Here is a 20,820-nt window from a genome sequence, read left to right on the forward strand (position 1 = left end):
CGCCTCAGAAATCCGTCGCCACCCCGCCTTCAGCCTTGCGTTTCGCCACGAAAGCATCGAGCTCTTCCTCGACACCAGGATCGATCGGCGGGCGCTCGTAGGTGGCAAGCTTCTCCTTGAAGACGCGGTTTGCGTGGTCGTAGGTGGTTGGGCGTCCGGCTTCTGTCCAGGTCTCGAAATTGCGCCAGTCGGAGAGGATCGGCGAGTAAAACGCCGTCTCGTAACGGGCGAGCGTGTGGGCCGTGCCGAAGAAATGGCCGCCGGGGCCGACTTCGCGGACGGCGTCAAGCGCCAGCGCATCTGGGGTGACGTCGAGAGGGGTGAGGAATTCCGCCACCATTTGTAGCAGATCGACATCAAGGATGAATTTTTCGAAGGAGGCCGTCAGGCCGCCCTCGGTCCAGCCCGCCGAATGCATGATGAAATTGCCGCCGCCTTGCGTCAGCGCCCAGAGCGAGAAGACCGACTCATAAGCCGACTGAGCGTCCAGCGTGTTGGCGGCGTTGGTGTTCGACGTGCGGTAGGGGATACCGTAGCGGCGGGCGAGCTGGCCGCCGACGATGACCGCCTTCATGTATTCCGGCGTGCCGAAGGCGGGTGCGCCTGTCTTCATGTCGACATTGGAGGTGAAACCGCCATAGACGACCGGGGCGCCGCGTTTGACCATCTGGGTGAAGGCGATGCCGCAGAGCGCTTCGGCATTCTGCTGCACGACGGCGCCAGCGATGGTGACGGGCGCCATGGCGCCGGCCAGCGTGAAGGGCGTCATGACGACGACCTGACCGCGCGAGGACATTTCGATGATGCCCTGGAGCATCGGTCCGTCGAGGCGCAGCGGCGAGGAGGAATTGATGATGGTGAAGAGCGAGGGCTCGTTTTCCATCTGCTCCATCGAAATGCCGCGACCGATGCGGGCGATCTCGATGGCGTCGAGATTGCGCTGCTTGCCGAGCGAGTAGCAGTGGAAGACCTTGTCGGTCAGCTTCACCATGTCGGAGAGGCAGTCGAGGTGGCGGACCGAGGCATGGATGTCGATCGGCTCGACCGGATAGCCGCCGGTCGTGTGGATCACGTCATAGCACTGGGCGAGCTTCACGAGCTTGCGGAAGTCTTCCTGGTTGCCGGCGCGGCGGCCCCCTTCGCGGTCTGCCACGAAGGGGGCGGATGCGATCTGGGCGAAGACGAGGTTGTTGCCGCCCATCTTGACGTTACGCTCGGGATTGCGGGCAAACATCTGGAATTCGCGCGGGGCCGACGCGATCATGTCCATGATCAGGTTGCGGTCGAAGCGGACGCGGTCTGAGCCCTCGGTGACCTCTGCACCATGCGCCTTCATGATGGCGCGGGCCTCCGGCAGCATGATGTCCATGCCGATCTCTTCGAGGATCGTCAGCGATGCCTCGTGCATCTCGTCGAGCGCCTGAGGTTCGAGCAGCTCGGTCTTGGCAAGACGGTTGACGAGATTGCGATACTTGCCGGCCACGCCCGTGCGGCTGCGGTCTCCGCCGCGTCCGCCGGTGCGCCTGCGGCGCTCGCCACCGGCAGATGAGGTTTCAGTCTCGGACAAGGCGGAAGTGCTAATGTCGCTCATGGTCGATCCATTGTGTCAATCTCGACATCAAGTCTCGCAGGTTCGCAAGCCAAAAGGCATTGCCGTTTGCGACGAAAAACCGGCTCATCTGGAACAGTGGTCGGCCAGCGCTGTATGTGGCGTGTAATCCTTCTTCTGGAATTGCTTTTAAAGCAGACGGTGATGGTTTGCTTACGCGCTGTTTACCAAAACAAGGCATTGATCAGAGGGTGAACAGAGTTTTGAATCGGGGAAGCGCCTTGCTCGAGCTAGTCCGCGACAAGATTGCCGCGCTCGATCTGCCTTCCTACGTGAAGGACAGCGAGCTGCGCTATGTCACGGTGAATGCTGCCTTCGCGAATCTCCATAACCTCTCCATCGAAAGTTTCCCCGGTCGCCATGATCGCGAGATTTTCGGACCCGACGCCGACGAATTGCGCGATGATCGCGAGCGGCGCGTTCTCGTGTTCGGCGAAGAGGAGGCTCTTTCCGTCAGGCCGGAGCCTTCAGGACCGCTGTGCACCCTTTATATCGAACGCTTCTTCGACGATGACGATCGGATCTATCTCTTTGGTTTCATGGAACCGAGCATGGAGCCGGCCACAAGAAGAGCAGAGACCGCGACGCAACTATCCGTCGCGCTGTTTCAGGCGGTGCTTGAGCAGTATCCGATTGCCACCTATGTGCGCGATGCCCATCACCGGCTGCTGTTTGCCAATCGGGCCTATGCCGACATCGTCGGCAGGCCGATCGTTGATCTCCTGGGGCGAACAGAACAGGAGAATTTCCCGGCGCTGGGCCAGAACTATTTTGAGGATAATCAACGCGTCCTCGAATCCGGCGTTACCAAGGAATTTCAGGATATTTTCCTGAGCGCTGACGGAGCAAGGGTCCCTGTCATCAGCCGAACCGGGGTCGTCACCGGACCCGGTGGCGCGCGCTATATCGTTGGATCGATAACCGATCTGACGCCGCTGCGTCAGGAGCAGAAGAAGCTTGAGGCTGTCCGCCAGGAATCCGAGGCGCTTCAGTCCCAGCTGCAAAGCCTTATGGCATCCCTTCCAGTCGGTATCATCGTGCTGGATCCAGACCTGCGGATTTCCTTCGTCAATCCGGCGGCCCGCGACATGATGGAATTCGGTCCCTCGGTGACGCTGGAGGGCCTGTCCTATCGGGACTTTCTGATGCGTGCCATGGTTCGCACTATGCCAAACCTCACGCCGGACGAACTGGCCGACCGCGTGAACTATCGCATAGAGCAGGTTGTCAGCCTGGTCGAGGGCCCTCTGATCGACGTCAAGACGCCGTCGGGACGTGCGCTTGCCGGTGGCAGTCGCCGGCTCGAGGGCGGGCAGATCCTGCTCACCTATACCGACGTCTCGGACATGTTCCAGCGTGAGGAGGAAACGCTTCTATACCGCGCGGCGCTGGAGCAGATGCCGGTACCGGTCTTCATTCGTAACCTCGATCGCAAAATGATCTATGTGAACAAGGCCTATGAGGAGCTTCACGGTCAGCGGCGAGAAGACATCTATGGCATGACGGAAGAGGAGCTCTGGCCGGAGAACGGCAAGATCATGAAGGAGGAAAATCTCCGGATCTTTGCAACTGGCGAGATGATCGAAAAGAACCGTGACATCGTGGTGCGCGATGGACAGGAAATTTCCGTCATTACACGGCTCAGCCGCATCACCACATCGCAGAACAAGTATTATCTGGTCGGATCGGTCAACGACGTCTCCGAACTGCGCAAAGGACAGCAGGCGCTGGTGCGCGCTCAGGCGAGGGCTGAAGCACTCTATAACGACATGGTCGCGATGCTGCAGGTCATGCCGGTCGGCGTCGTCATTCTCGGGCCAGACTATATGGTCGAGTTCGCGAACGAGAAGTGCCGGGAAATCTGGCAATGGCCCGATGACCTGCCGCTGCAGGGCCTGCCGTTCCGTCGATATTGCGAGCAGAATTCGACCCGTGGCTGGTCGTGGCCCGACATCGAGTTCGAAGAAGGCTATCGCCGTCGCATCGCTCAGTTCGATGTGCTGGAAGGCTCGCATGTAACCGAGATCGCCTATGCCGATGGCAAGTTCATTCTGGCGACCATCACCCGCCTCCAGGATCGCAAGATCCTGCTGACCTATTCCGATCTGACCGAAATGCGGGCCCGCGAGCGCGAAATCGACGAGGCGCAGCAGCAACTCGAACGCCTAGGCGGGTTTGTCCAGGAGTCCATGCGGATGATGACGCAGGGCCTGATGATGATCGAGAAGGGGCGGATTACGGAGGTCAACCCGTCGTTCAGCCGTATTCTCGATCTGCCAGAGACTCTCGTTGCGACGGGTGAAAGCTGGCGTCCGATCTTCGAATACTGTGCGGCGCGTGGCGATTTCGACGTCGAGGCGCAGACAATCCTGCAACAGTGGCAATCGGCATTGCAGAGTGCGAACGGGATCTCGACGAATTTCCTGGTCAACGGCAAAACCTGGGTCAAGCTGGAAGCGACCTTTGGAGGCGACCGCAGCTGCGTTGTTGTTCTGACCGACTTTACGGAACTCAAGGCCCGCGAGGCCGAGCTTGAGGTTCTGCTTGCCCGCGCGGAAGCCGCCGACAAGGCAAAGTCCGACTTCCTGGCCAATATGAGCCACGAGATCCGGACGCCGATGAACGGTGTGCTCGGGATGGCCGAGCTCTTGTCGAAATCGGAACTCGACACGCGCCAGAAGACCTTTGTCGATATCATGGTGAAGTCCGGCAATGCGCTGCTGACGATCATCAACGATATCCTCGATTTCTCGAAGATCGATGCCGGCCAGCTGAAGCTCAGAAAGTCGCCCTTCGATCCGGTCGAGGCAATCGAGGATGTCGCGACACTGATGTCCGCCGCCGCAGCCGAAAAGGATATCGAACTCGTCGTCTCCGGGGACCAGAAGGTGATGCATACCTTCATGGGCGATCCTGGCCGTTTCCGACAGATCGTCACCAATCTGCTCGGCAATGCGATCAAGTTCACCGAGAAGGGTCACGTGCATGTCGAAGTATCGGCCGGGCCCGTCCTCGACGGCCAGTCGGTGCTTAAACTGCGGATCGAAGATACCGGGATCGGTATCCCGGATGAAATGCAGGCGAAGATCTTCGAGAAGTTCTCGCAGGTCGATACGTCTTCGACCCGGCGTCACGAAGGCACGGGTCTTGGACTTGCGATCACGGCTGGCCTCGTCCGTCTGTTCGGCGGCAAGCTCAGCGTCGTATCCTCCGTCGGCTGTGGCTCTGCCTTCACCGTGGAACTGCCGCTTGCCGTGGTCGCCGAGCGTCGGCACCAGAAGGAGTTGCCGGCAACTGTGAGGGATGCGCGCGTCCTCGTCATTGACGACAATGCCGTCAATCGTCGCATCATCAGCGAGCAGCTGAAGATGTGGGGTTTCGACGGACTTGCCGTTTCGGATGGTCTGAGCGGGATCGACATTCTGTCTGCTGCTCATGACGAAGGGTTGCAGATCGACGTCGTGATCATCGATTATCAAATGCCGGATATGAACGGCCTTGATGTCGCCCAGGCCATCCGTGACGATCGGCGCTTTGACGATATCGCGCTCGTTTTCCTCACGTCGATGGATATGGTCGGCGACGATCGCCTGTTCGAGAGCCTGAAGATCCAGGCGCATCTGATGAAACCTGCTCGGGCAAATGTCCTGCGCGGCGCGATCATCGATGTTGTGCGCACCGCCCGCGTCCAGAGGCTCAATTCTGAACGTCTCAAACCCGTGCCGGCTCCCCTACCTGTCCCACATCAGCCGCCGGTGCTGCACACGCCCGTCATGCATTCTGAGGCGTCCGTTGTCGGCGCGCTAAGGGTGCTGATCGCCGAAGACAATCCGGTCAACCAGATTGTCTTCCGCCAGATCCTGACCGGTAGCGCAATAGCCTATCGTATCGTCGGCAACGGCGAAGAAGCGGTGCAGGCCTGGCGCAACGAGCCGCCGGATCTGATCCTGATGGATGTTTCCATGCCGGTGATGAATGGTCACCAGGCGACCGGCCTGATCCGGGCGGAAGAAACTGCGCGCGGCGGCGGAAGGACACCGATTATCGGCGTGACCGCCCATGCGCTCGAGAGCGACCGCGAGGCCTGCCTTGCCGCCGGCATGGACGATTATCTCTCCAAGCCGATCTCGCCGGAACTGTTGATGCGCAAGATCGAGCAATGGAGTGGCAGGGCCGTCATCGGGATCGCAGCGGAAGGCTGATCAGGCCGAGCGTCTGACGCCGCAGAGCATTTCCCGCTTGCCCGCGAAACCAGGGCGCCGCTCGACATCGAAACCCGCTGCGATCAAATTGCGCCGGACGAAGCCGGCCGAAGCATAGGTCGCGAAGCTGCCGTCCTCAGCCGTTGTGGCATGCACCCGCTGCATCAGCTCCGCCGACCACATGGCGCTGTTGCGCGACGGCGCGAAGCCGTCGAGGAACCAGGCGTCGAAAGTGAGCGTGCTTGCGGTGAGGTTCTCAAAGGCGTCGCCGCAGATGACGGAAAGCCGCGTTTGGTCGTCGAGATCGATCGTCACCACACCTGAGGGTTCTGCCGGCCAGCGGGCCACAAGAGCCTTGCGCTCCGCATCGATCTCCGGCCAGCGGGACAAGGCGCGGTCGATTTCCTCTGCCTGCATGGGAAAGAGCTCGAAGGAGACGAAATGCAGGCGGGCGCCGGGACGGCGGTGCGCCTTCCACTGCCGCCAGGTTTCGCAGGCGTTCAAGCCCGTGCCGAAGCCGAGCTCGCCGATGGTGAAGGTCTCTGCCGTCTGCCAGCGTTCCGGCAGGCCGTTGCCGGCGAGAAAGACATGGCCGCATTCCAGCCGGCCATCCGTCTGGCAATAAAAATGATCGCCAAAGGCGGGTGAAAAAGGCATATCGCCGTCATGCCAGGTGAGCGGTGCCTGGGTGTCGCCGGTGCCTGGCGGATAATTCGAATGGGTCATGGTCATGTCCGATAAATCGGTAGCGATGTCAGGTCAATTGCGGGCAGACCTCGTCATTGTCGGGGGCGGCATCATGGGCCTCTGGGCGGCGCTGAAGGCCGAGCGCCGGGGCATCGACACGATCCTCATCGAGGCCGAGCGCACCGGCAGCGGGGCCAGCGGCGGCCTGCTCGGCGCCTTGATGGCGCATATGCCGGATCGCTGGAACGAGAAGAAGCAGCTGCAATTCGATGGGCTCCTGTCGCTGGAAGCGGAGATCGCAGCACTCGAAGCCGAAACCGGCCTGTCTGCCGGTTATCGGCGCTGCGGGCGGCTGATCCCCCTGCCGAAAGCCCATTTGAGGCCCATCGCCGAGCGCCATTCCCTGGAGGCTGAGACGAACTGGTGTCAGCAGGGCAGGGCTTTCGATTGGTCCGTGATCGACGAGAGCCCGTTTGCCGATTGGCCATCGGCCGAGTTCAGCGCGGCCGGGCTGGTCCATGATCGATTTGCGGGACGGGTGTCGCCGCGCGCGCTCACCGCGACGCTCCGGGCACGGCTGGAGCAGGCCGGCCGTGTGCGCCTTGTCGAAGGGGCGGCTGCAAGTCGCATCGATCCGGTGGCAAACCGGCTTGAACTGACGGACGGGACGTCGATCGGCTTTGGCTCGCATCTGGTGGCTGCCGGTGTCGGCTCGTTTGCCTTGCTGGAAACGCTCGGGCCATCCCTGGCAAAGCCGCTGGGGCGGGGCGTCAAAGGGCAGGCGGCCCTGATGAAGGTCGATCTGCCGGATGCGCTGCCGCTTCTTTATCTCGACGGGCTCTATGTGGTGCCGCATGAAGGCGGCCATGTGGCGATCGGCAGCACCAGCGAGAACCGCTACGACGAACCCTTCTCCACCGACGGGCAGCTCGACGCGCTGATTGCCGAGGCGCGGCAGCTCGCGCCGGTTCTGCGTGAAGCGGAGGTCGTTGAACGCTGGGCCGGCTTGCGACCGAAGGCGATCGATCGGGATCCGATGGTCGGGCCCCATCCCGCCTATCCGCAGATCCATGCGCTGACCGGCGGCTTCAAGGTGAGCTTCGGCATCGCCCATCTCATGGCCGATGCCGCGCTCGATCTGATCGTGGGGCAGGGGCTGCGTCTGCCTCACAGCTTTACGCTCACCCATCACATTTCGGTGGCTGCAGATCGGGCAGGTGGTGAGGAATTTACCGAAATACCCTGAAAACAAAGGGATACTCACGATTGTGGGGCGAGAAATAAGAGCGCGCGCTTCGTGATACTGTCATGCAAATCACCTATCCACGGGGTTGTAACGGCAACTGCTAAAGTTCCGTCGCGAGCCAGTGCGAGGTGCTCGACATGCGTTATGCCATCTGCTTTACGCCGCCCGCCCGCGATCCGCTTGGCGATGCCGCGGCGCGTTGGCTTGGCCGCAATGTGTTCTCCGGCGAAGCGGAGGAGTATCCGGGCCTCAAAGGGCTCGGCGTGCATCAGATTGCCTTTCACACGGCGCTTCCCCGTCGCTTCGGCTTTCATGCGACCTTCAAGGCACCCTTCCATTTGAGCGAGGGCTCGAGCGAAGCCGCGTTGCTGCGTGAGCTCATGCATTTCGCCGGTCGCATGGAGCCAGTCGTGTTGCATGGCCTATCGGTCGGCCGGATCGGCGACGTCTTCGGGCTCATCATGCAGCGGCCTTGCCCGGAGGTCGATCATCTCGCCGCCTCGGTCGTGCAGGCATTCGACGGTTTTCGCGCGCCACTCTCGGAAGCGGAGATCGAACGACGCAATCCCGAGCGGCTTTCGGCGCCGCAATTCAGCAATCTCAACCGCTGGGGCCACCCCTATGTCATGGACGAATTTCGTTTCCACATGACCCTGACGGGGCCGCTTCTGGCGCGCGATTTCCCGCGAATCGAAGAGGCGCTGAAGGCGCATTTCGATCCGGTGCTGGCCGAGCCTGTTGTGGTGACCAATCTCGCGCTGTTTGTCGAGCCGGAGCGTGGCGCGCCGTTTACCGTGCATTCGCTGCATCCGCTCGGACAGGTTTCCAGCCGGAAGATTGCCTGATCTGTTTGCGCTGCAGCAAATCGCGCGTTTTCCATCTCGACAGGTGCCGCCCTCGCCAATAGCCTCGCGTCAAAACACGAGAGGTGAACCCATGACGACTGCGCCATATCCCCGCGACCTCATCGGCTATGGCCGTGACATTCCTGATCCGAAGTGGCCAGGCGATGCCCGGATCGCGGTGCAGTTCGTGGTGAATTACGAGGAGGGCGGCGAAAGCTGCATTCTCGACGGCGACCCGGCCTCGGAATGCCTGCTGTCTGAAATCGTCGGCGCCCAGCCTTGGGCCGGGCAGCGCAATCTCAATATGGAATCGATCTACGAATACGGTTCGCGTGCCGGTTTCTGGCGGCTGTGGCGGATGTTCACCGAGCGCAAGGTTCCGGTCACCGTCTATGGCGTGACGCTTGCCATGGCGCGCAACCCGGAAGCCGTAGCCGCGATGAAGGAAGCCGACTGGGAAATCGCCAGCCACGGCTATCGCTGGCTCGAATACAAGGATTTTCCCGAAGAGGTCGAGCGTCAGCACATTCAGGAGGCCGTGCGCCTGCACAAGGAACTCACCGGCTCGCATCCGCTCGGCATGTATCAGGGCAAGCCATCCATGAACACGCTGCGCCTCGTCATGGAGGAGGGCGGTTTCCTGTATTCCTCCGACAATTATTCCGACGACCTGCCGTTCTGGGTGCCGGATCTCGACGGCAAACCCTTCCTGATCATCCCCTATACGCTCGAGACCAATGACATGCGCTTTGCCACACCGCAGGGCTTCAATTCCGGCGATCAGTTTTTCACCTATCTCAAGGATGCCTTCGACGTGCTTTACGAGGAGGGGAAGAACGGCAGCCCGAAGATGATGTCCGTCGGACTGCACTGCCGCCTCGTTGGGCGACCGGGAAGGGCTGCGGCGCTGGCGCGGTTCATCGATTATGTCACCAGCCACGAGAAGGTCTGGGTGCCCAAGCGCATCGAGATCGCCGAGCATTGGCACAAGTATCATAAGCCTAGATGGTGAGGGCCTCATGACGACACTCTGCGACCTCAAGTTCAAGCTCATGAAAAACCCGGCATTCCGCGCCGAGTATGAGAAGGCCTGTGTCGAATATCAGGCGCTGGAGGCCGAGCTTGCGGCCTCCTCCAGCAACCAGTCCCGCAAGAGTGCGGCAGGCTCGGACAGGTTCGTGCCTGACAGCAGCCAATAGGCCTTGTCCTTGTCGGCGGCTTCCTCGAACAGCACGGTCAGCGTGCCCGCTGTCAGATGGTCTGATATCAGGGCTGTCGGGCAGAGGCCGATGCCGAGGCCCGAGAGGACCGAACTGACCAGCAGGTTGAAATCGGCATAGAGCGGTCCTGCCGGAGTCGGGCCCTCGATCCCGCGTGCCGCCAGCCAACTTTGCCAGGCGGCCTCCGTTGCGTCGTGCAGCAGGTCCTGTTTCAGGAGGTCGGCGGGCGTGGTGATCGGCCCGTGCCGCTCCAGATAGGCGGGCGCACAGGTGGGCCGGGTGGCGGCATCCAGGATGCGGTCGGCCCGCCCCGGCGGGCGGGTCCCGTGTCCGATCAGCAGGTCTGCGCCGGCTTCATCCGGGGTCAGTGCGCCGAGCGGATAGACGATCGAGACCTGTATATCGGGATATGCTGCGCGGAAACGGGGCAGGCGGGGGCCGAGCCAGTGGGTGACGACCGAGGGCATGCAGGCAAGGCTCGCACGCACGACAGCCTTTCTCGCAGACAGCCGCTCGACGGCGCGGGCGATATGGCCGAGGCCTTCCGAGCAAGCGGCGCCGAGTTCGCGTCCGTCGGTGGTGAGGCGCACGCCACGCGGCCGGCGTTCGAAGAGGGCAAGGCCCAGCCAGTCTTCCAGTGCCTTCACATGCTGGCTGACGGCCGCTGCCGTCATTCCGAGTTCGGTTGCGGCCTGCAGGAAGCTCTCGCGGCGGGCGGCGGCCTCGAAGGCGCGGAGTGTGGGCAGCGGTGGCAGTTTCATCCCTTCATGACTAAGCCACACTTGCTCATGGGGCAAGAAGAGAGGCTGTTGTCATGAAAGCGGCTGTCGGGCACCTTGTGGCTTCCATCCTGATGCCGTCCCGGAGCCGCCCATGTCCCCCTTCAACGCAAACATCCCCGTTCCCGCCGATGCGGCTGCCCGCCGGGCTGTAAAACCCGTCGTTTGTTATCCGGTCGAGTCGTTGAAGGTGCCCGACATGAGCATCCTGGAGCGGGCGCGGGTGACGATGGAGAAGGTCGGCGAAGTGGTCGTGCCGCCGCGCGAGGGCAACACCTTCGAAGTTCCCAAGGGGCATTTCTTCCGCATCGTCAGCGTGGAGGGGCCGCAGGTCGGCGACCTGAACCTCTGGAACGCCAACGACCTCTCCGAGCGCTTCTTTTCGGGCAAGACGCGGGCGCTGCATGCGACGCATGTCACGACCGGCAACCGTCTCTGGAGCAATCTGCCCTCGCTTCGCCCCATGGCGACGATCAGCCATGATACGCTCGGCTGGTACGGCTTCGACGAATTCGGCGGCGGTGTGCATGACGTGATCGGCACGCGCTGCGATCCCTATACCAACCGGCTGCTCTCCGGCGGCGACTATCATCATTGCTGCCATTCCAACCTCTGCCGTGCGCTGGCGCATCACCGGGGCATGGACATAAAGGCCGCCGAGCCGCATGTGCATGACGTCTTGAATGTCTTCATGTGCACCGGTTTCACCCGCGATACGCAGCAGTATTTCATGAAGGCGAGCCCGGTTCGCCCCGGGGATTTCCTGGAGATGTTCGCGGAGATCGATCTCTTAGGCGCTCTCTCGGCCTGCCCGGGCGGGGATTGCAGCGCCAGCCATTCGAGCGATGTGGCCAAGTGTTACCCGTTGAAGGTGGAAATCTACCGGCCGGATATGGCCTTGCTTGCGGATTGGCCGTTTCCGGAGCGGAATGGGTATCAGCTGCAGGTGTGATACCGTAAAGGGCCTGGCAGGAAGGGCTGATAATGTGAGGCCGTCATGCTCGGGCTTGTCCCGAGCATCTGCGACGTTTCAATTGCAGTCGGCTTCAGTAGATCCTCGGCACAAGGCCGAGGATGACGTTGCGTTTGAGGGTAGGCCTCTCAAAAAAAGGGCCCGACATCGCTGCCGGGCACCTCTCATTTCCGTCTTCTCAGCTCAGGCCTTGTCGAGGCTCGCGATGTCGATGACGAAGCGGTAGCGCACGTCGCTCTTGATGACGCGCTCATAGGCTTCGTTGACTTGGCTGATGTCGATGATCTCGATCTCAGGCGTGATGTTGTGCTTGCCGCAGAAGTCGAGCATCTCCTGCGTTTCCTTGATCGAGCCGATCGAGGAGCCGGCGAGCGAGCGGCGGCCCATGACCAGCGAGAAGGCATGGACCGGAACCGGGTTTTCCGGCAGGCCGACCAGAACCAGCGCGCCGTCGATCTTCAAGAGGTTCAGATAGGCGTTCCAGTCGATCTCGGTGCCGACAGTGCAGATGATCAGGTCGAAGGTGCCGGCGAGCTTCTTGAAGGTCTCCTTGTCGGCGGTGGCGTAGTAATCCTTGGCGCCGAAGGCGATGCCGTCGTCCTTCTTCGACAGGCTCTGGCTGAGAACGGTGATGTCGGCGCCGAGCGCAGCCCCGATCTTCACGCCCATATGGCCAAGCCCGCCCATGCCGACGATGGCCACCTTCTTGCCGGGGCCGGCCTTCCAGTGCACGAGCGGCGAATAGAGCGTGATGCCGGCGCAGAGCAGGGGCGCTGCCTTGTCGAGCGGCAGGTTGTCCGGAATGGAGAGCACATAGCCTTCCTTCACGGTGATGGTGTTCGAATAGCCGCCATAGGTCGGCGTCACGCCATCGGCCTCGAAGCCGTTATAGGTCGGCACGACGCCCGGCATATACTGTTCGAGATCGACATTGCGGCTCTCGCAATGGACGCAGCTGTCGACGAAACAGCCCACGCCGACGCGGTCGCCGACCTTGAACTGCGTGACCTTCGAGCCGACTGCAGTGACCACGCCGGCAATCTCGTGGCCCGGCACCATGGGGTAGGTGGAGTTGCCCCATTCGTTGCGCGCCTGGTGGATGTCGGAGTGGCAGATGCCGGAAAACTTGATGTCGATCACCACGTCGTCGTCATTCGGCTCGCGACGTTCGAAGGTGAAGGGAACCAATGGCTTGGAGGCATCCGTTGCGGCATAGCCCTTGGCAATCGGCATGGGGAATTCCTTTCTGGGAAATCGCGGAAGTGCAGTTCCATAGATAGACCGACCGGCCATGTCCGCAAGGTGGTGTGCCCTCGCGTTTGGGCGAAAATGATTGTCGCTGCCGGAAACTCGACAAGCCTCCGGGCCTCGGCTAATCCTTGATGCAAATCGCTTCGCGGCCCGGCCGCAGGCATCTTCCCCAGTCTCGCTCCCGTCGGACGAGACCTCGCTTCTAAATGGATAAACGAATGGACAGAGCGGACTTCGTTCAGCGTTTCGGCGGCGTGTTCGAGCATTCGCCCTTCATTGCCGAGCGCGCCTTTGATGCCGGCATGATCGAGGAGCCACTCACCGCACGTGACGTGCATGACGGGATGGCGGCGATCTTCCGCACGGCGAGCGCCGAAGAGCGGCTCGGCGTGCTCAGGGCGCATCCGGATCTTGCCGGCAAGCTTGCGATTGCGGGCGAGCTGACCGAAGACAGCAAGCGCGAACAGGCCGGTGCCGGGCTGGACCGGCTCTCGGCTGAGGAGCATGCCCGCTTTACGGCGCTGAACACGGCCTATGTCGAAAAATTCGGCTTTCCCTTCATCATTGCGGTCAAGGGGCTGACCAAGGACGACATTCTCGCAGCCTTCGAAACGCGGATTTCAAACAGCCGCGACCAGGAATTTGACACCGCCTGCCAGCAGGTGGAAAAAATCGCCAGGCTTCGCCTCGAAAGCCTGCTTCCGGAGAGACACTGACATGCTTGAGACTTCGACCGTGGTTCTGCCGGATTTCGCCGCCGGTGCCGTCAATCTTGCCTCCGCGCGCCTCGGGGCGACCGGCATTTTCTCGACCGACGAGTTCTTTGCGCCGCTGTCGCGCATGCTGAACGACGATCCGGCGACATTCGATCCGGATCTCTATGACGACAACGGCAAATACATGGATGGCTGGGAAAGCCGGCGCAAACGCGTGCCGGGGCATGACTATGCGATCATCCGGCTTGCCATGCCGGGCCGCATCTTCGGCTTCGATGTCGATACGCGCTTCTTCACCGGCAATTATCCGCCGCATTGCTCGATCGAGGCGGCCCATGTCGAGAGCGGCGATCCGACGGATGCGACGGTCTGGACGGAGCTCGTGACGAAGTCGCCGTTGGGTGCCTCGGCGCAGCATTTCTTCAAGAATGCCGATACCTCAAAGGTCTGGACGCATCTTCGCCTGCATATCTATCCGGATGGCGGTGTGGCGCGTCTGCGCGTCTATGGCGCGGCGCATTTCGACTGGTCGAAGGTGCGGGCTTCGGAAGAGATCGATCTCGCCTATATCTTCCATGGCGCAAAATCGCTGGCCTGGTCGGATGCCCATTACGGCCATCCCGACAAGATCCTGTCGCCGGGTCGCGGCACGAACATGGGCGATGGCTGGGAAACCAAGCGCCGCCGTGGTCCAGGCCATGACTGGGCGATCATCCGGCTCGGCCATGCCGGCGTCATCAACCGGGTGCTGATCGATACGCATTTCTACAAGGGCAATTACCCCGATACCTGCGAGCTGCTCGGCGCTTACCTGCCTGACGCAGGCGACACCTTCAGCGAAGCAGAGATTTCAGCCTCCGAACAGTGGAAGCCGATCCTGACCCGGCAGAAGATGCAGATGGATGCCGAGCATTTCTATGAAGGGGATCAGGTGCAGAAGATCGGCCCGGTGACGCATGTGCGGATTGCCATGCATCCGGATGGCGGCGTCATGCGCCTGCGCCTCTTCGGGACGAAATCATAAGCTGTTTGTGTTGACGCAATTCCGGACGCAAAGCCGGTTCTGACTTTTGCTGGGATTGCTCTGAAAACGAAAAGAGCGGGCTGTGGCCCGCTCGTCGCATGCTTCAGGCCGTCCGCAAAGCGGGCGGCTTTTTTATATGCCTTTATGGCGTTTACTGCTTTGGCGCCCGTTCGGCTTCGCGGATCGCTTCCTCGTGATACCAGCTTGCCGAACCGCTCTCATAGATCACGGGTTTCGGCGTCTGGCGCTCACGCATGGCATTCAGCCGGGCCAGGTCACGCACCGGGAATTCGTAGATCTTCGCCGATTCCCGAACCATGTTCGTTGTCATGCTACTGCCTCTCGTTTCCACCGAGTGTTGTCTCGATGTTCCATGCTTACCACGTCTGAAACTGAAATGCACATGAAAAGTGCAATTTGCCTATTTTGTAGGCAATATTGATGCAGAAAAAGTGATGAATTTAAAATCATCACAGCGCTTTCGTGATCTTTGGTGTGCAGACAACACCCGACACGCGCCTCTGGTTCCGCAAGTATGAGCTCAATCTGTTAAAGAAAGCCCTTTGATTACCGGGTTTCAGGCTTTCGCCTGCGACAAAATGGTCGCTTTCTCGTGATTGCGGGCAAACTGGCACGGTTCCTGCTTTTTCTTGTCCGACTCCCGGGCGAACCGGAGAATCACCCCTCTGTTGCGCATGAATGGCGCGAGACTGAAGAGAGAGCACCATGACCAAGTTTAAGCTCGAGTATATCTGGCTCGATGGCTACAAGCCGGTAGCAAACCTGCGTGGCAAGACGCAGATCAAGGAATTCGACAGCTTCCCGACCCTGGAACAGCTGCCGCTCTGGGGCTTTGACGGCTCCTCGACGATGCAGGCCGAAGGCCACTCGTCGGACTGCGTGCTGAAGCCTGTCGCCATCTATCCCGACCCGGCCCGCACCAACGGCGCTCTCGTCATGTGCGAAGTCATGATGCCGGATGGCGTCACGCCGCATCCGTCGAACAGCCGTGCGACCATCCTCGACGACGAAGGCGCCTGGTTCGGTTTCGAACAGGAATACTTCTTCTACGAAAACGGCCGTCCGCTCGGCTTCCCGGAGCAGGGCTATCCGGCTCCGCAGGGTCCGTACTACACCGGCGTCGGCTACAAGAATGTCGGCTCCATCGCTCGCGAAATCGTCGAAGAGCATCTCGACCTCTGCCTCGAAGCCGGCATCAACCACGAAGGCATCAATGCCGAAGTGGCCAAGGGCCAGTGGGAATTCCAGGTGTTCGGCAAGGGCTCCAAGAAGGCCGCTGACCAGATCTGGATCGCACGCTACCTGCTGCTGCGTCTCTGCGAAAAGTACGGCATCGACGTCGAATTCCACTGCAAGCCGCTCGGCGACACCGACTGGAACGGCTCGGGCATGCACTGCAACTTCTCCACCACCTTCATGCGTGAAGTTGGCGGCAAGGAGTACTTCGAAGCGCTCATGGCAGCGTTTGCGAAGAACTGGAAGGAGCACATCGACGTCTACGGTCCGGACAACCACCTGCGCCTGACCGGCAAGCACGAGACGGCTCCGTGGAACAAGTTCTCCTACGGCGTTGCCGACCGTGGCGCCTCGATCCGCGTTCCGCACTCCTTCGTCAACAACGGCTACAAGGGCTACCTCGAAGACCGCCGCCCGAACTCCCAGGGCGACCCCTATGCGATCGCTTCGCGCGTCCTGTCGACGATCGCCGAAGTCTCGACTGCCGACTACGCCAAGTCTGCCGCCTGATTTCAGGGCCAGGTCTCATGATTGCAGCGCCGGTGGCAACACCGGCGCTGTTTTCGTTTTGTCTGGTGGTCTGCTCCGGTTTGACGGAGCCTGTGCCGACAACAGAGGGGGCTTGCAAAAATCACCTACGCTATATAGTTAGTTAGTCTAACTACATAGGTTGGTTGTGATGGATCTGGAAGAAAGTCTGCGCTGCCTGCAATGGCATATGTGGTTCCGGTGGAGGGAAGAGTCCCGCAAAAGCGGGTCCATGGACCTGACGGCCACGGAACTCGACTACCTCTATCTGGTGATTGCCGCCGAAAAGCCGCTGCGGCTTGCGGATCTGGCAGAGCAGATGCGTGTCAGTCGTGCTTCCGCATCCGTCATGGTCCGGAAGCTGCATCTTAGCGGATATCTCAACAAGCTTTCCGACAGTGCCGACGGACGATCGGTGCTGTTGACGCCGACGGAAAAATGCAGCGCGCTGGTCGCTGAGGAGAAATCGATCTATGCCGAGACAGCGGAGCGCATTTCTCGTGCACTGGACCCCGACGAACTCAAAGACCTTGAGCGGTTGCTGAAGAAGGCGCGCGGCAGTCTTGAATGTTCCCAGACGTGACGACACATTTCCCATGACCCCCAGCTTTTTGACTGAACTGAAGGATATCGCGCGTCTGGCCGTTCCCATCGTGGTCGGCCTCAGCACTGGAGCCGTGATTACGGTGACGGATTCCCTGATGATCGCGCCGCTTGGTCATGTGCCCCTGGCTGCGGTCGGACTTGCGGGTGCCGTGGCGACCGTGATGCTGGCTGCGGTCTACGGCTTTCTTTCCGTCATCTCCGTTCGCATCGGCAATGCCTTCGGCGCGCGCCAGGGGCGCCGGGTTGCGGCCGTACTGCGGGTCGGTCTGACGCTGGGCGCCGTGGCAGGCGTTGGCGCGGCCCTGATCATGAGTGCCTCGCTGCTTCTCATGCCCTATTTCGGGCAACCGGAAGACGTGCTTTCGGAGGTCACGGCCTATTGGCATCTGATCGCTGCCTTCCTCATTCCCTATTCCATCCTCACCGTTTTCAAATCGGCCTTCGAAGCCATTGATCGTCCCTGGATCGGGGTGAGTTTTGGCGCGCTTGCCTGTATCCTGAACATCCCTCTCAACTACTGCCTGATCTATGGGATCGGACCTTTGCCGGCTCTCGGCCTGGCTGGCGCCGGGATCGCATCGCTGGTTGCCGAGAGCATCGCCTTGTTGGCGGCCTTCGCCTATTGGCGCTGGTCCCTGTCGACCCTGCGGTTGCGGGCGAGAGGCGATCGGTCTGCCGTGCAAGCCGGAAAACTCGTGCGCGAGGGCGCGCCGCTCGGCGTGATGTATGTGGCCGAGACGGCTGCCATGGCGGTGGCGACCATGTTGATCGGTCTGTTCGGATCGATCGCGCTGGCTGCCAATCAGGTGGCGCTGTCGGTCGGAACGCTGCTCTATATGGTGCCGCTCGGGGTCGCTGGAGCCGTGGCAATCCGCGTCGCCCAGGCCGCTGGAGCAAACCGCCTCGATAGGGTGCGCAGGGTGACTTTTGCCGCCCTCGGGATGGCGACGGTCTGGCTAGCGGCCGCGGCGCTGCTGCTTGGCCTCTACGGTGCCGAAATCGCGGCGCTGATTTCGTCTGATCCCGCCGTCATCGACCTGGCTGCGGCGTTGTTCTTCGTCTTCGCGCTCAGCCAGGTCGTGGACGGGCTTCAATCGACCCTTGTGGGGGCCTTGCGTGGCCTGTCCGATACGGCCATTCCCTCGGTGATCTCGATCCTCGCTTATTGGCCGGTCGCCATCCCGCTCGGCTGGGCACTCGCATTCCCGCTGGGTATGGGCCCGCAAGGCGTCTGGCTCGGCTTCGTTTCGGCTCTGGCGCTTGCCGCGCTTGCTCTGATCTGGAGATTCAACAGGCTCACGCGCTTGCCCGGTTGACGCAGAGACGGCAGGCCCCGATCCGGATGCTGGTTAAGGCGGACGCTGATTGTCCCCGAAGCCGTCATGCGGCCGCGTGCTCGTCTCGTACCAAGGCTTATTCCGCTTGCGCATCCGTCTGCTGACGGCCGAAACATTCGCGCCTTTCGGCGAGGTCATCGAGGCCGATCCCTCGATCTGGCGGCTGATCTGTGGCGGACGACGGAACGCATCCAAGCGCCGCTTTCGTATTGGTGGTGTAAGCCTCACTCTTTCTCGCGTTTCGCGTTTGCTCTATCATGTCGGTCAAGGAGATCGGTCATGCGTCCGTCAGAGGTGCTGGAGAAAAACAGGCAGGTGATCCGCGAGGTGACGGCACGTCACAAGGCGACGAACCCGCGTGTCTTCGGGTCGGTGGCGCGAGGCGAGGACGGGCCGGACAGCGACCTCGACATTCTCGTGGACGGCTTGCCGGGAATGACGCTTTTCGATCTGGGTGGACTGCAGGCCGAGATGGAGGATCTGTTGCCGTGCCCGGTCGATGTTGTAACCGCGGATGGTCTCAAGGCGCGTATGCGTGACCGGATCCTTGCTGAGGCGATCGCCATATGACCCCCGAAGAGCGGCTGCTCGACAACCTCATCGATATGGAGGAAGCAGCCACCGAAGCCATCGGGTTCCTCGATGGGGTCAGTTTCGAAGCGTTCGAGAACGATCTCCTTCGCCAACGCGCGGTTGCCATGACCTTCGTCCTGATCGCGGCGGCAGCCGCCCGTATCCAGGCGCGGTTCCCGGATATCGCGTCGGAGCAACCAGAGATCGCCTGGGCCCAAATGCGGGGGCTGCGCAATCTTGTGGTCCACCAATATGACCGGCTGGATTGGCGGCAGGTATGGGATACGGTGCAGCGTGATCTTCCGAAGCTGGTTCGCCAGATCGACCAGCTTCGCCATCCGCATGTCCAGGGAGAATGACCCCTTTGCCCATCGACCTTCCCATCCGTCCGCTGACGGCCGAAACATTTGCGCCCTTTGGCGAGGTGATCGAGGCCGATCCCTCGACCATGCGGCTGATCAATGGCGGCACGACGGAACGCTTTCATGCGCTGTTTTCGCCCGAGGTGACGGGCGAGGGGGCGCGGGTCATCGTCAACATTTTTCGCGGGCAACCGCGCGCCTTCCCTTATGAAATCGGCATGATGGAGCGCCATCCCTTCGGCAGCCAGAGCTTTTCGCCGTTGTCGGGTCGGCCCTTCCTCGTCGCGGTGTCCCACGATGAGGACGGCAGACCAGGGCAGCCGCATGTGTTTCTCGCCCGCCCGCACCAGGGCGTGAACTATCGGCGCAATACCTGGCATCATCCCTTGATGGCGATCGGCGACGTCAGCGATTTCCTGGTTGTCGATCGCGACGGACCCGGCAACAATCTCGAAGAATTCTTCTTCGATACCCCCTTCGTGATTCGGGAGCCCCAGATATGACCGGCCTCACCACCCATGTGCTCGACACGGCACTCGGCAAGCCCGCCCAGGGCCTGCGCATCCAGCTGATGCGGATGAATGGCGAGGAGGCGGAGCTGATCAAGACCGTCTTCACCAATGACGACGGGCGTGTCGATGGCGGGCCGATGCTGATCGGCGACGAATTCCAGGTCGGGCAATACGAGCTGCTTTTCCATGCCGGGGATTATCTGAAGGCCAAGGGTTTTGCGCTCACCGATCCGCCCTTTCTCGATGTGATCCCGATCCGCTTCGGCATTTCCGACACGACGGCGCATTATCACGTACCGCTGCTTCTCTCGCCTTATGGCTATTCGACCTATCGGGGCAGCTGATGCGGTTTGCAGCCATCGCCGATATTCATGGCAATGCCGTAGCCCTTGAGGCGGTGCTTGCCGATATCGCGGCGCAGGGCATTCAAACAGTCGATATCGTCAATCTCGGCGATTGCCTGTCCGGCCCGCTCGAAGCCGGGCGGACGGCGGATATCCTCGTGCTGCTTCAGCTGGTCACAGTGCGCGGCAATCACGACCGCTATCTGATCGAACATGCTAGCGGCGACATGCATGAATGGGAGGCGGATGCCTTCAGCCAGTTGACAGAGCGGCATCTCGACTGGCTGCGCGCGCTGCCCTTCGATGCGGTCTTCCGCGACGTCGCCTATCTCTGCCATGCGCGGCCGCAGGATGACGGCACCTACTGGCTCGAACAGGCGACGCCGGAGGGGCGTGTCGTGCTGCGCGACCAAGCGGAGATCGAGGCCTGGGCCCAGGGCATCGCCCAGCCGCTGATCCTCTGCGGCCATACCCATCTGCCGCGCGTCGTCCGCCTTTCCGACTGCAGGATGATCGTCAATCCCGGCAGCGTTGGCTGCCCGGCCTATGACGATGATGCGCCCGTCTATCACAAGGTCGAAGCGGGCAGCCCGTTCGCATCCTACGCGATCCTGGAGAAGACGGATGCCGGCTGGTCGGTCAGCTTCCGGCTCGTACCCTATGATCATATGTCCCAGTCGCAGCTTGCCGAACGCAATGGCCGTCCCAACTGGACGACCGGCCTTGCGACCGGCCGCCTGGGCTGATCG

At 61.4% G+C, this 20,820-nt stretch carries 20 protein-coding genes; 15 read left to right on the forward strand and 5 right to left on the reverse strand.

Translation table 11 applies throughout. The features are described 5' to 3' along the window. Positions 1 to 4 precede the first annotated feature (4 nt). Positions 5 to 1,591, reverse strand: a complete 1,587-nt coding sequence (locus AC1PUL_RS03395) for a trimethylamine methyltransferase family protein (RefSeq protein ID WP_480466629.1) — start codon at positions 1,589 to 1,591, stop codon at positions 5 to 7. A gap of 239 nt (positions 1,592 to 1,830) precedes the next feature. On the opposite strand from AC1PUL_RS03395, the gene AC1PUL_RS03400 reads away from it, so the two are divergent. Further along, a complete protein-coding gene (locus AC1PUL_RS03400) occupies positions 1,831 to 5,811 on the forward strand; it encodes a response regulator (protein ID WP_480466630.1) in 3,981 nt (1,326 codons plus the stop codon). Here the strand turns inward: AC1PUL_RS03400 and mnmC2 are convergent, their stop codons facing one another. Next, a complete protein-coding gene (mnmC2, locus tag AC1PUL_RS03405; protein WP_480466631.1) occupies positions 5,812 to 6,537 on the reverse strand; it encodes a tRNA (5-methylaminomethyl-2-thiouridine)(34)-methyltransferase MnmC2 in 726 nt (241 codons plus the stop codon). On the opposite strand from mnmC2, the gene AC1PUL_RS03410 reads away from it, so the two are divergent. From AC1PUL_RS03410 to puuE, 3 genes are all read left to right on the forward strand, one after another. Then, a complete protein-coding gene (locus AC1PUL_RS03410) occupies positions 6,536 to 7,744 on the forward strand; it encodes an NAD(P)/FAD-dependent oxidoreductase (RefSeq protein WP_480466632.1) in 1,209 nt (402 codons plus the stop codon). The genes mnmC2 and AC1PUL_RS03410 overlap by 2 nt on opposite strands. Before the next feature lie 137 nt (positions 7,745 to 7,881). Then, entirely contained in the window at positions 7,882 to 8,589 is a 708-nt protein-coding gene (locus tag AC1PUL_RS03415; RefSeq protein ID WP_480466633.1) for a DUF1045 domain-containing protein, read from the forward strand. 91 nt (positions 8,590 to 8,680) lie between these two features. Continuing rightward, the gene (gene puuE / locus AC1PUL_RS03420) at positions 8,681 to 9,601 is read left to right on the forward strand and encodes an allantoinase PuuE (RefSeq protein WP_480466634.1); all 921 of its coding nucleotides are present in this window, start codon (positions 8,681 to 8,683) and stop codon (positions 9,599 to 9,601) included. 90 nt (positions 9,602 to 9,691) lie between these two features. Here the strand turns inward: puuE and AC1PUL_RS03425 are convergent, their stop codons facing one another. Further along, positions 9,692 to 10,570 carry a LysR substrate-binding domain-containing protein gene (locus AC1PUL_RS03425; protein ID WP_480466635.1) on the reverse strand — a complete coding sequence of 293 codons (879 nt, stop codon included), beginning with the start codon at positions 10,568 to 10,570 and terminating at the stop codon, positions 9,692 to 9,694. Positions 10,571 to 10,682: 112 nt separating this feature from the next. Here AC1PUL_RS03425 and AC1PUL_RS03430 point away from each other — a divergent pair, with 112 nt between their 5' ends. After that, on the forward strand, positions 10,683 to 11,540 hold the full coding sequence (locus AC1PUL_RS03430; protein WP_480466636.1) for an urea carboxylase-associated family protein: 858 nt from the start codon (positions 10,683 to 10,685) through the stop codon (positions 11,538 to 11,540). 204 nt (positions 11,541 to 11,744) lie between these two features. On the opposite strand, the gene AC1PUL_RS03435 is transcribed toward AC1PUL_RS03430, so the two are convergent. Further along, positions 11,745 to 12,794 (reverse strand): NAD(P)-dependent alcohol dehydrogenase, encoded by a 1,050-nt coding sequence (locus AC1PUL_RS03435; protein ID WP_480466637.1) that lies wholly within the window; start codon positions 12,792 to 12,794, stop codon positions 11,745 to 11,747. A 236-nt stretch (positions 12,795 to 13,030) separates the two neighbouring features. On the opposite strand from AC1PUL_RS03435, the gene uraD reads away from it, so the two are divergent. Next, entirely contained in the window at positions 13,031 to 13,528 is a 498-nt protein-coding gene (gene uraD, locus AC1PUL_RS03440; RefSeq protein WP_480466638.1) for a 2-oxo-4-hydroxy-4-carboxy-5-ureidoimidazoline decarboxylase, read from the forward strand. A gap of 1 nt (position 13,529) precedes the next feature. Next, positions 13,530 to 14,552 (forward strand): allantoicase, encoded by a 1,023-nt coding sequence (alc, locus tag AC1PUL_RS03445; protein ID WP_480466639.1) that lies wholly within the window; start codon positions 13,530 to 13,532, stop codon positions 14,550 to 14,552. A gap of 151 nt (positions 14,553 to 14,703) precedes the next feature. Here alc and AC1PUL_RS03450 read toward each other — a convergent pair whose 3' ends face one another. Continuing rightward, positions 14,704 to 14,883, reverse strand: coding sequence for a DUF2735 domain-containing protein (locus AC1PUL_RS03450; RefSeq protein WP_054148428.1), 180 nt, complete (start codon positions 14,881 to 14,883; stop codon positions 14,704 to 14,706). 395 nt (positions 14,884 to 15,278) lie between these two features. Here AC1PUL_RS03450 and AC1PUL_RS03455 point away from each other — a divergent pair, with 395 nt between their 5' ends. From AC1PUL_RS03455 to AC1PUL_RS03490, 8 genes are all read left to right on the forward strand, one after another. Next, positions 15,279 to 16,319 carry a glutamine synthetase beta-grasp domain-containing protein gene (locus AC1PUL_RS03455; RefSeq protein WP_298467168.1) on the forward strand — a complete coding sequence of 347 codons (1,041 nt, stop codon included), beginning with the start codon at positions 15,279 to 15,281 and terminating at the stop codon, positions 16,317 to 16,319. Between the two features lie 250 nt (positions 16,320 to 16,569). After that, entirely contained in the window at positions 16,570 to 16,920 is a 351-nt protein-coding gene (locus tag AC1PUL_RS03460) for a MarR family winged helix-turn-helix transcriptional regulator (protein WP_480466640.1), read from the forward strand. A gap of 13 nt (positions 16,921 to 16,933) precedes the next feature. Further along, entirely contained in the window at positions 16,934 to 18,259 is a 1,326-nt protein-coding gene (locus AC1PUL_RS03465) for an MATE family efflux transporter (protein ID WP_480466641.1), read from the forward strand. Between the two features lie 300 nt (positions 18,260 to 18,559). Continuing rightward, on the forward strand, positions 18,560 to 18,850 hold the full coding sequence (locus AC1PUL_RS03470; RefSeq protein WP_298467161.1) for a nucleotidyltransferase family protein: 291 nt from the start codon (positions 18,560 to 18,562) through the stop codon (positions 18,848 to 18,850). Further along, a complete protein-coding gene (locus tag AC1PUL_RS03475; RefSeq protein ID WP_480466642.1) occupies positions 18,847 to 19,212 on the forward strand; it encodes a HepT-like ribonuclease domain-containing protein in 366 nt (121 codons plus the stop codon). Before AC1PUL_RS03470 ends, AC1PUL_RS03475 begins: the two co-directional genes overlap by 4 nt. A gap of 5 nt (positions 19,213 to 19,217) precedes the next feature. After that, complete coding sequence (locus AC1PUL_RS03480; protein ID WP_480466643.1) at positions 19,218 to 19,718, forward strand: ureidoglycolate lyase; 501 nt, start codon at positions 19,218 to 19,220, stop codon at positions 19,716 to 19,718. After that, entirely contained in the window at positions 19,715 to 20,071 is a 357-nt protein-coding gene (gene uraH, locus AC1PUL_RS03485) for a hydroxyisourate hydrolase (RefSeq protein WP_480466644.1), read from the forward strand. The genes AC1PUL_RS03480 and uraH overlap by 4 nt, the downstream gene beginning before the upstream one ends. After that, positions 20,071 to 20,817 carry a metallophosphoesterase family protein gene (locus tag AC1PUL_RS03490; protein WP_480466645.1) on the forward strand — a complete coding sequence of 249 codons (747 nt, stop codon included), beginning with the start codon at positions 20,071 to 20,073 and terminating at the stop codon, positions 20,815 to 20,817. Before uraH ends, AC1PUL_RS03490 begins: the two co-directional genes overlap by 1 nt. Positions 20,818 to 20,820 lie beyond the last annotated feature (3 nt).

This window comes from Rhizobium sp. P43 (genome assembly GCF_056730705.1).

Coding starts and splice junctions, on each gene's coding strand:
- AC1PUL_RS03475 (WP_480466642.1), top strand. CDS start 18,847: ATGACCCCCGAAGAGCGGCTGCTCGACAACCTCATCGATATGGAGGAA.
- AC1PUL_RS03490 (WP_480466645.1), top strand. CDS start 20,071: ATGCGGTTTGCAGCCATCGCCGATATTCATGGCAATGCCGTAGCCCTT.
- alc (WP_480466639.1), top strand. CDS start 13,530: ATGCTTGAGACTTCGACCGTGGTTCTGCCGGATTTCGCCGCCGGTGCC.
- AC1PUL_RS03430 (WP_480466636.1), top strand. CDS start 10,683: ATGTCCCCCTTCAACGCAAACATCCCCGTTCCCGCCGATGCGGCTGCC.
- uraD (WP_480466638.1), top strand. CDS start 13,031: ATGGACAGAGCGGACTTCGTTCAGCGTTTCGGCGGCGTGTTCGAGCAT.
- AC1PUL_RS03470 (WP_298467161.1), top strand. CDS start 18,560: ATGCGTCCGTCAGAGGTGCTGGAGAAAAACAGGCAGGTGATCCGCGAG.
- AC1PUL_RS03455 (WP_298467168.1), top strand. CDS start 15,279: ATGACCAAGTTTAAGCTCGAGTATATCTGGCTCGATGGCTACAAGCCG.
- AC1PUL_RS03435 (WP_480466637.1), bottom strand. CDS start 12,794: ATGCCGATTGCCAAGGGCTATGCCGCAACGGATGCCTCCAAGCCATTG.
- AC1PUL_RS03450 (WP_054148428.1), bottom strand. CDS start 14,883: ATGACAACGAACATGGTTCGGGAATCGGCGAAGATCTACGAATTCCCG.
- AC1PUL_RS03415 (WP_480466633.1), top strand. CDS start 7,882: ATGCGTTATGCCATCTGCTTTACGCCGCCCGCCCGCGATCCGCTTGGC.
- uraH (WP_480466644.1), top strand. CDS start 19,715: ATGACCGGCCTCACCACCCATGTGCTCGACACGGCACTCGGCAAGCCC.
- AC1PUL_RS03410 (WP_480466632.1), top strand. CDS start 6,536: ATGGTCATGTCCGATAAATCGGTAGCGATGTCAGGTCAATTGCGGGCA.
- AC1PUL_RS03425 (WP_480466635.1), bottom strand. CDS start 10,570: ATGAAACTGCCACCGCTGCCCACACTCCGCGCCTTCGAGGCCGCCGCC.
- puuE (WP_480466634.1), top strand. CDS start 8,681: ATGACGACTGCGCCATATCCCCGCGACCTCATCGGCTATGGCCGTGAC.
- mnmC2 (WP_480466631.1), bottom strand. CDS start 6,537: ATGACCCATTCGAATTATCCGCCAGGCACCGGCGACACCCAGGCACCG.
- AC1PUL_RS03465 (WP_480466641.1), top strand. CDS start 16,934: ATGACCCCCAGCTTTTTGACTGAACTGAAGGATATCGCGCGTCTGGCC.
- AC1PUL_RS03460 (WP_480466640.1), top strand. CDS start 16,570: ATGGACCTGACGGCCACGGAACTCGACTACCTCTATCTGGTGATTGCC.
- AC1PUL_RS03395 (WP_480466629.1), bottom strand. CDS start 1,591: ATGAGCGACATTAGCACTTCCGCCTTGTCCGAGACTGAAACCTCATCT.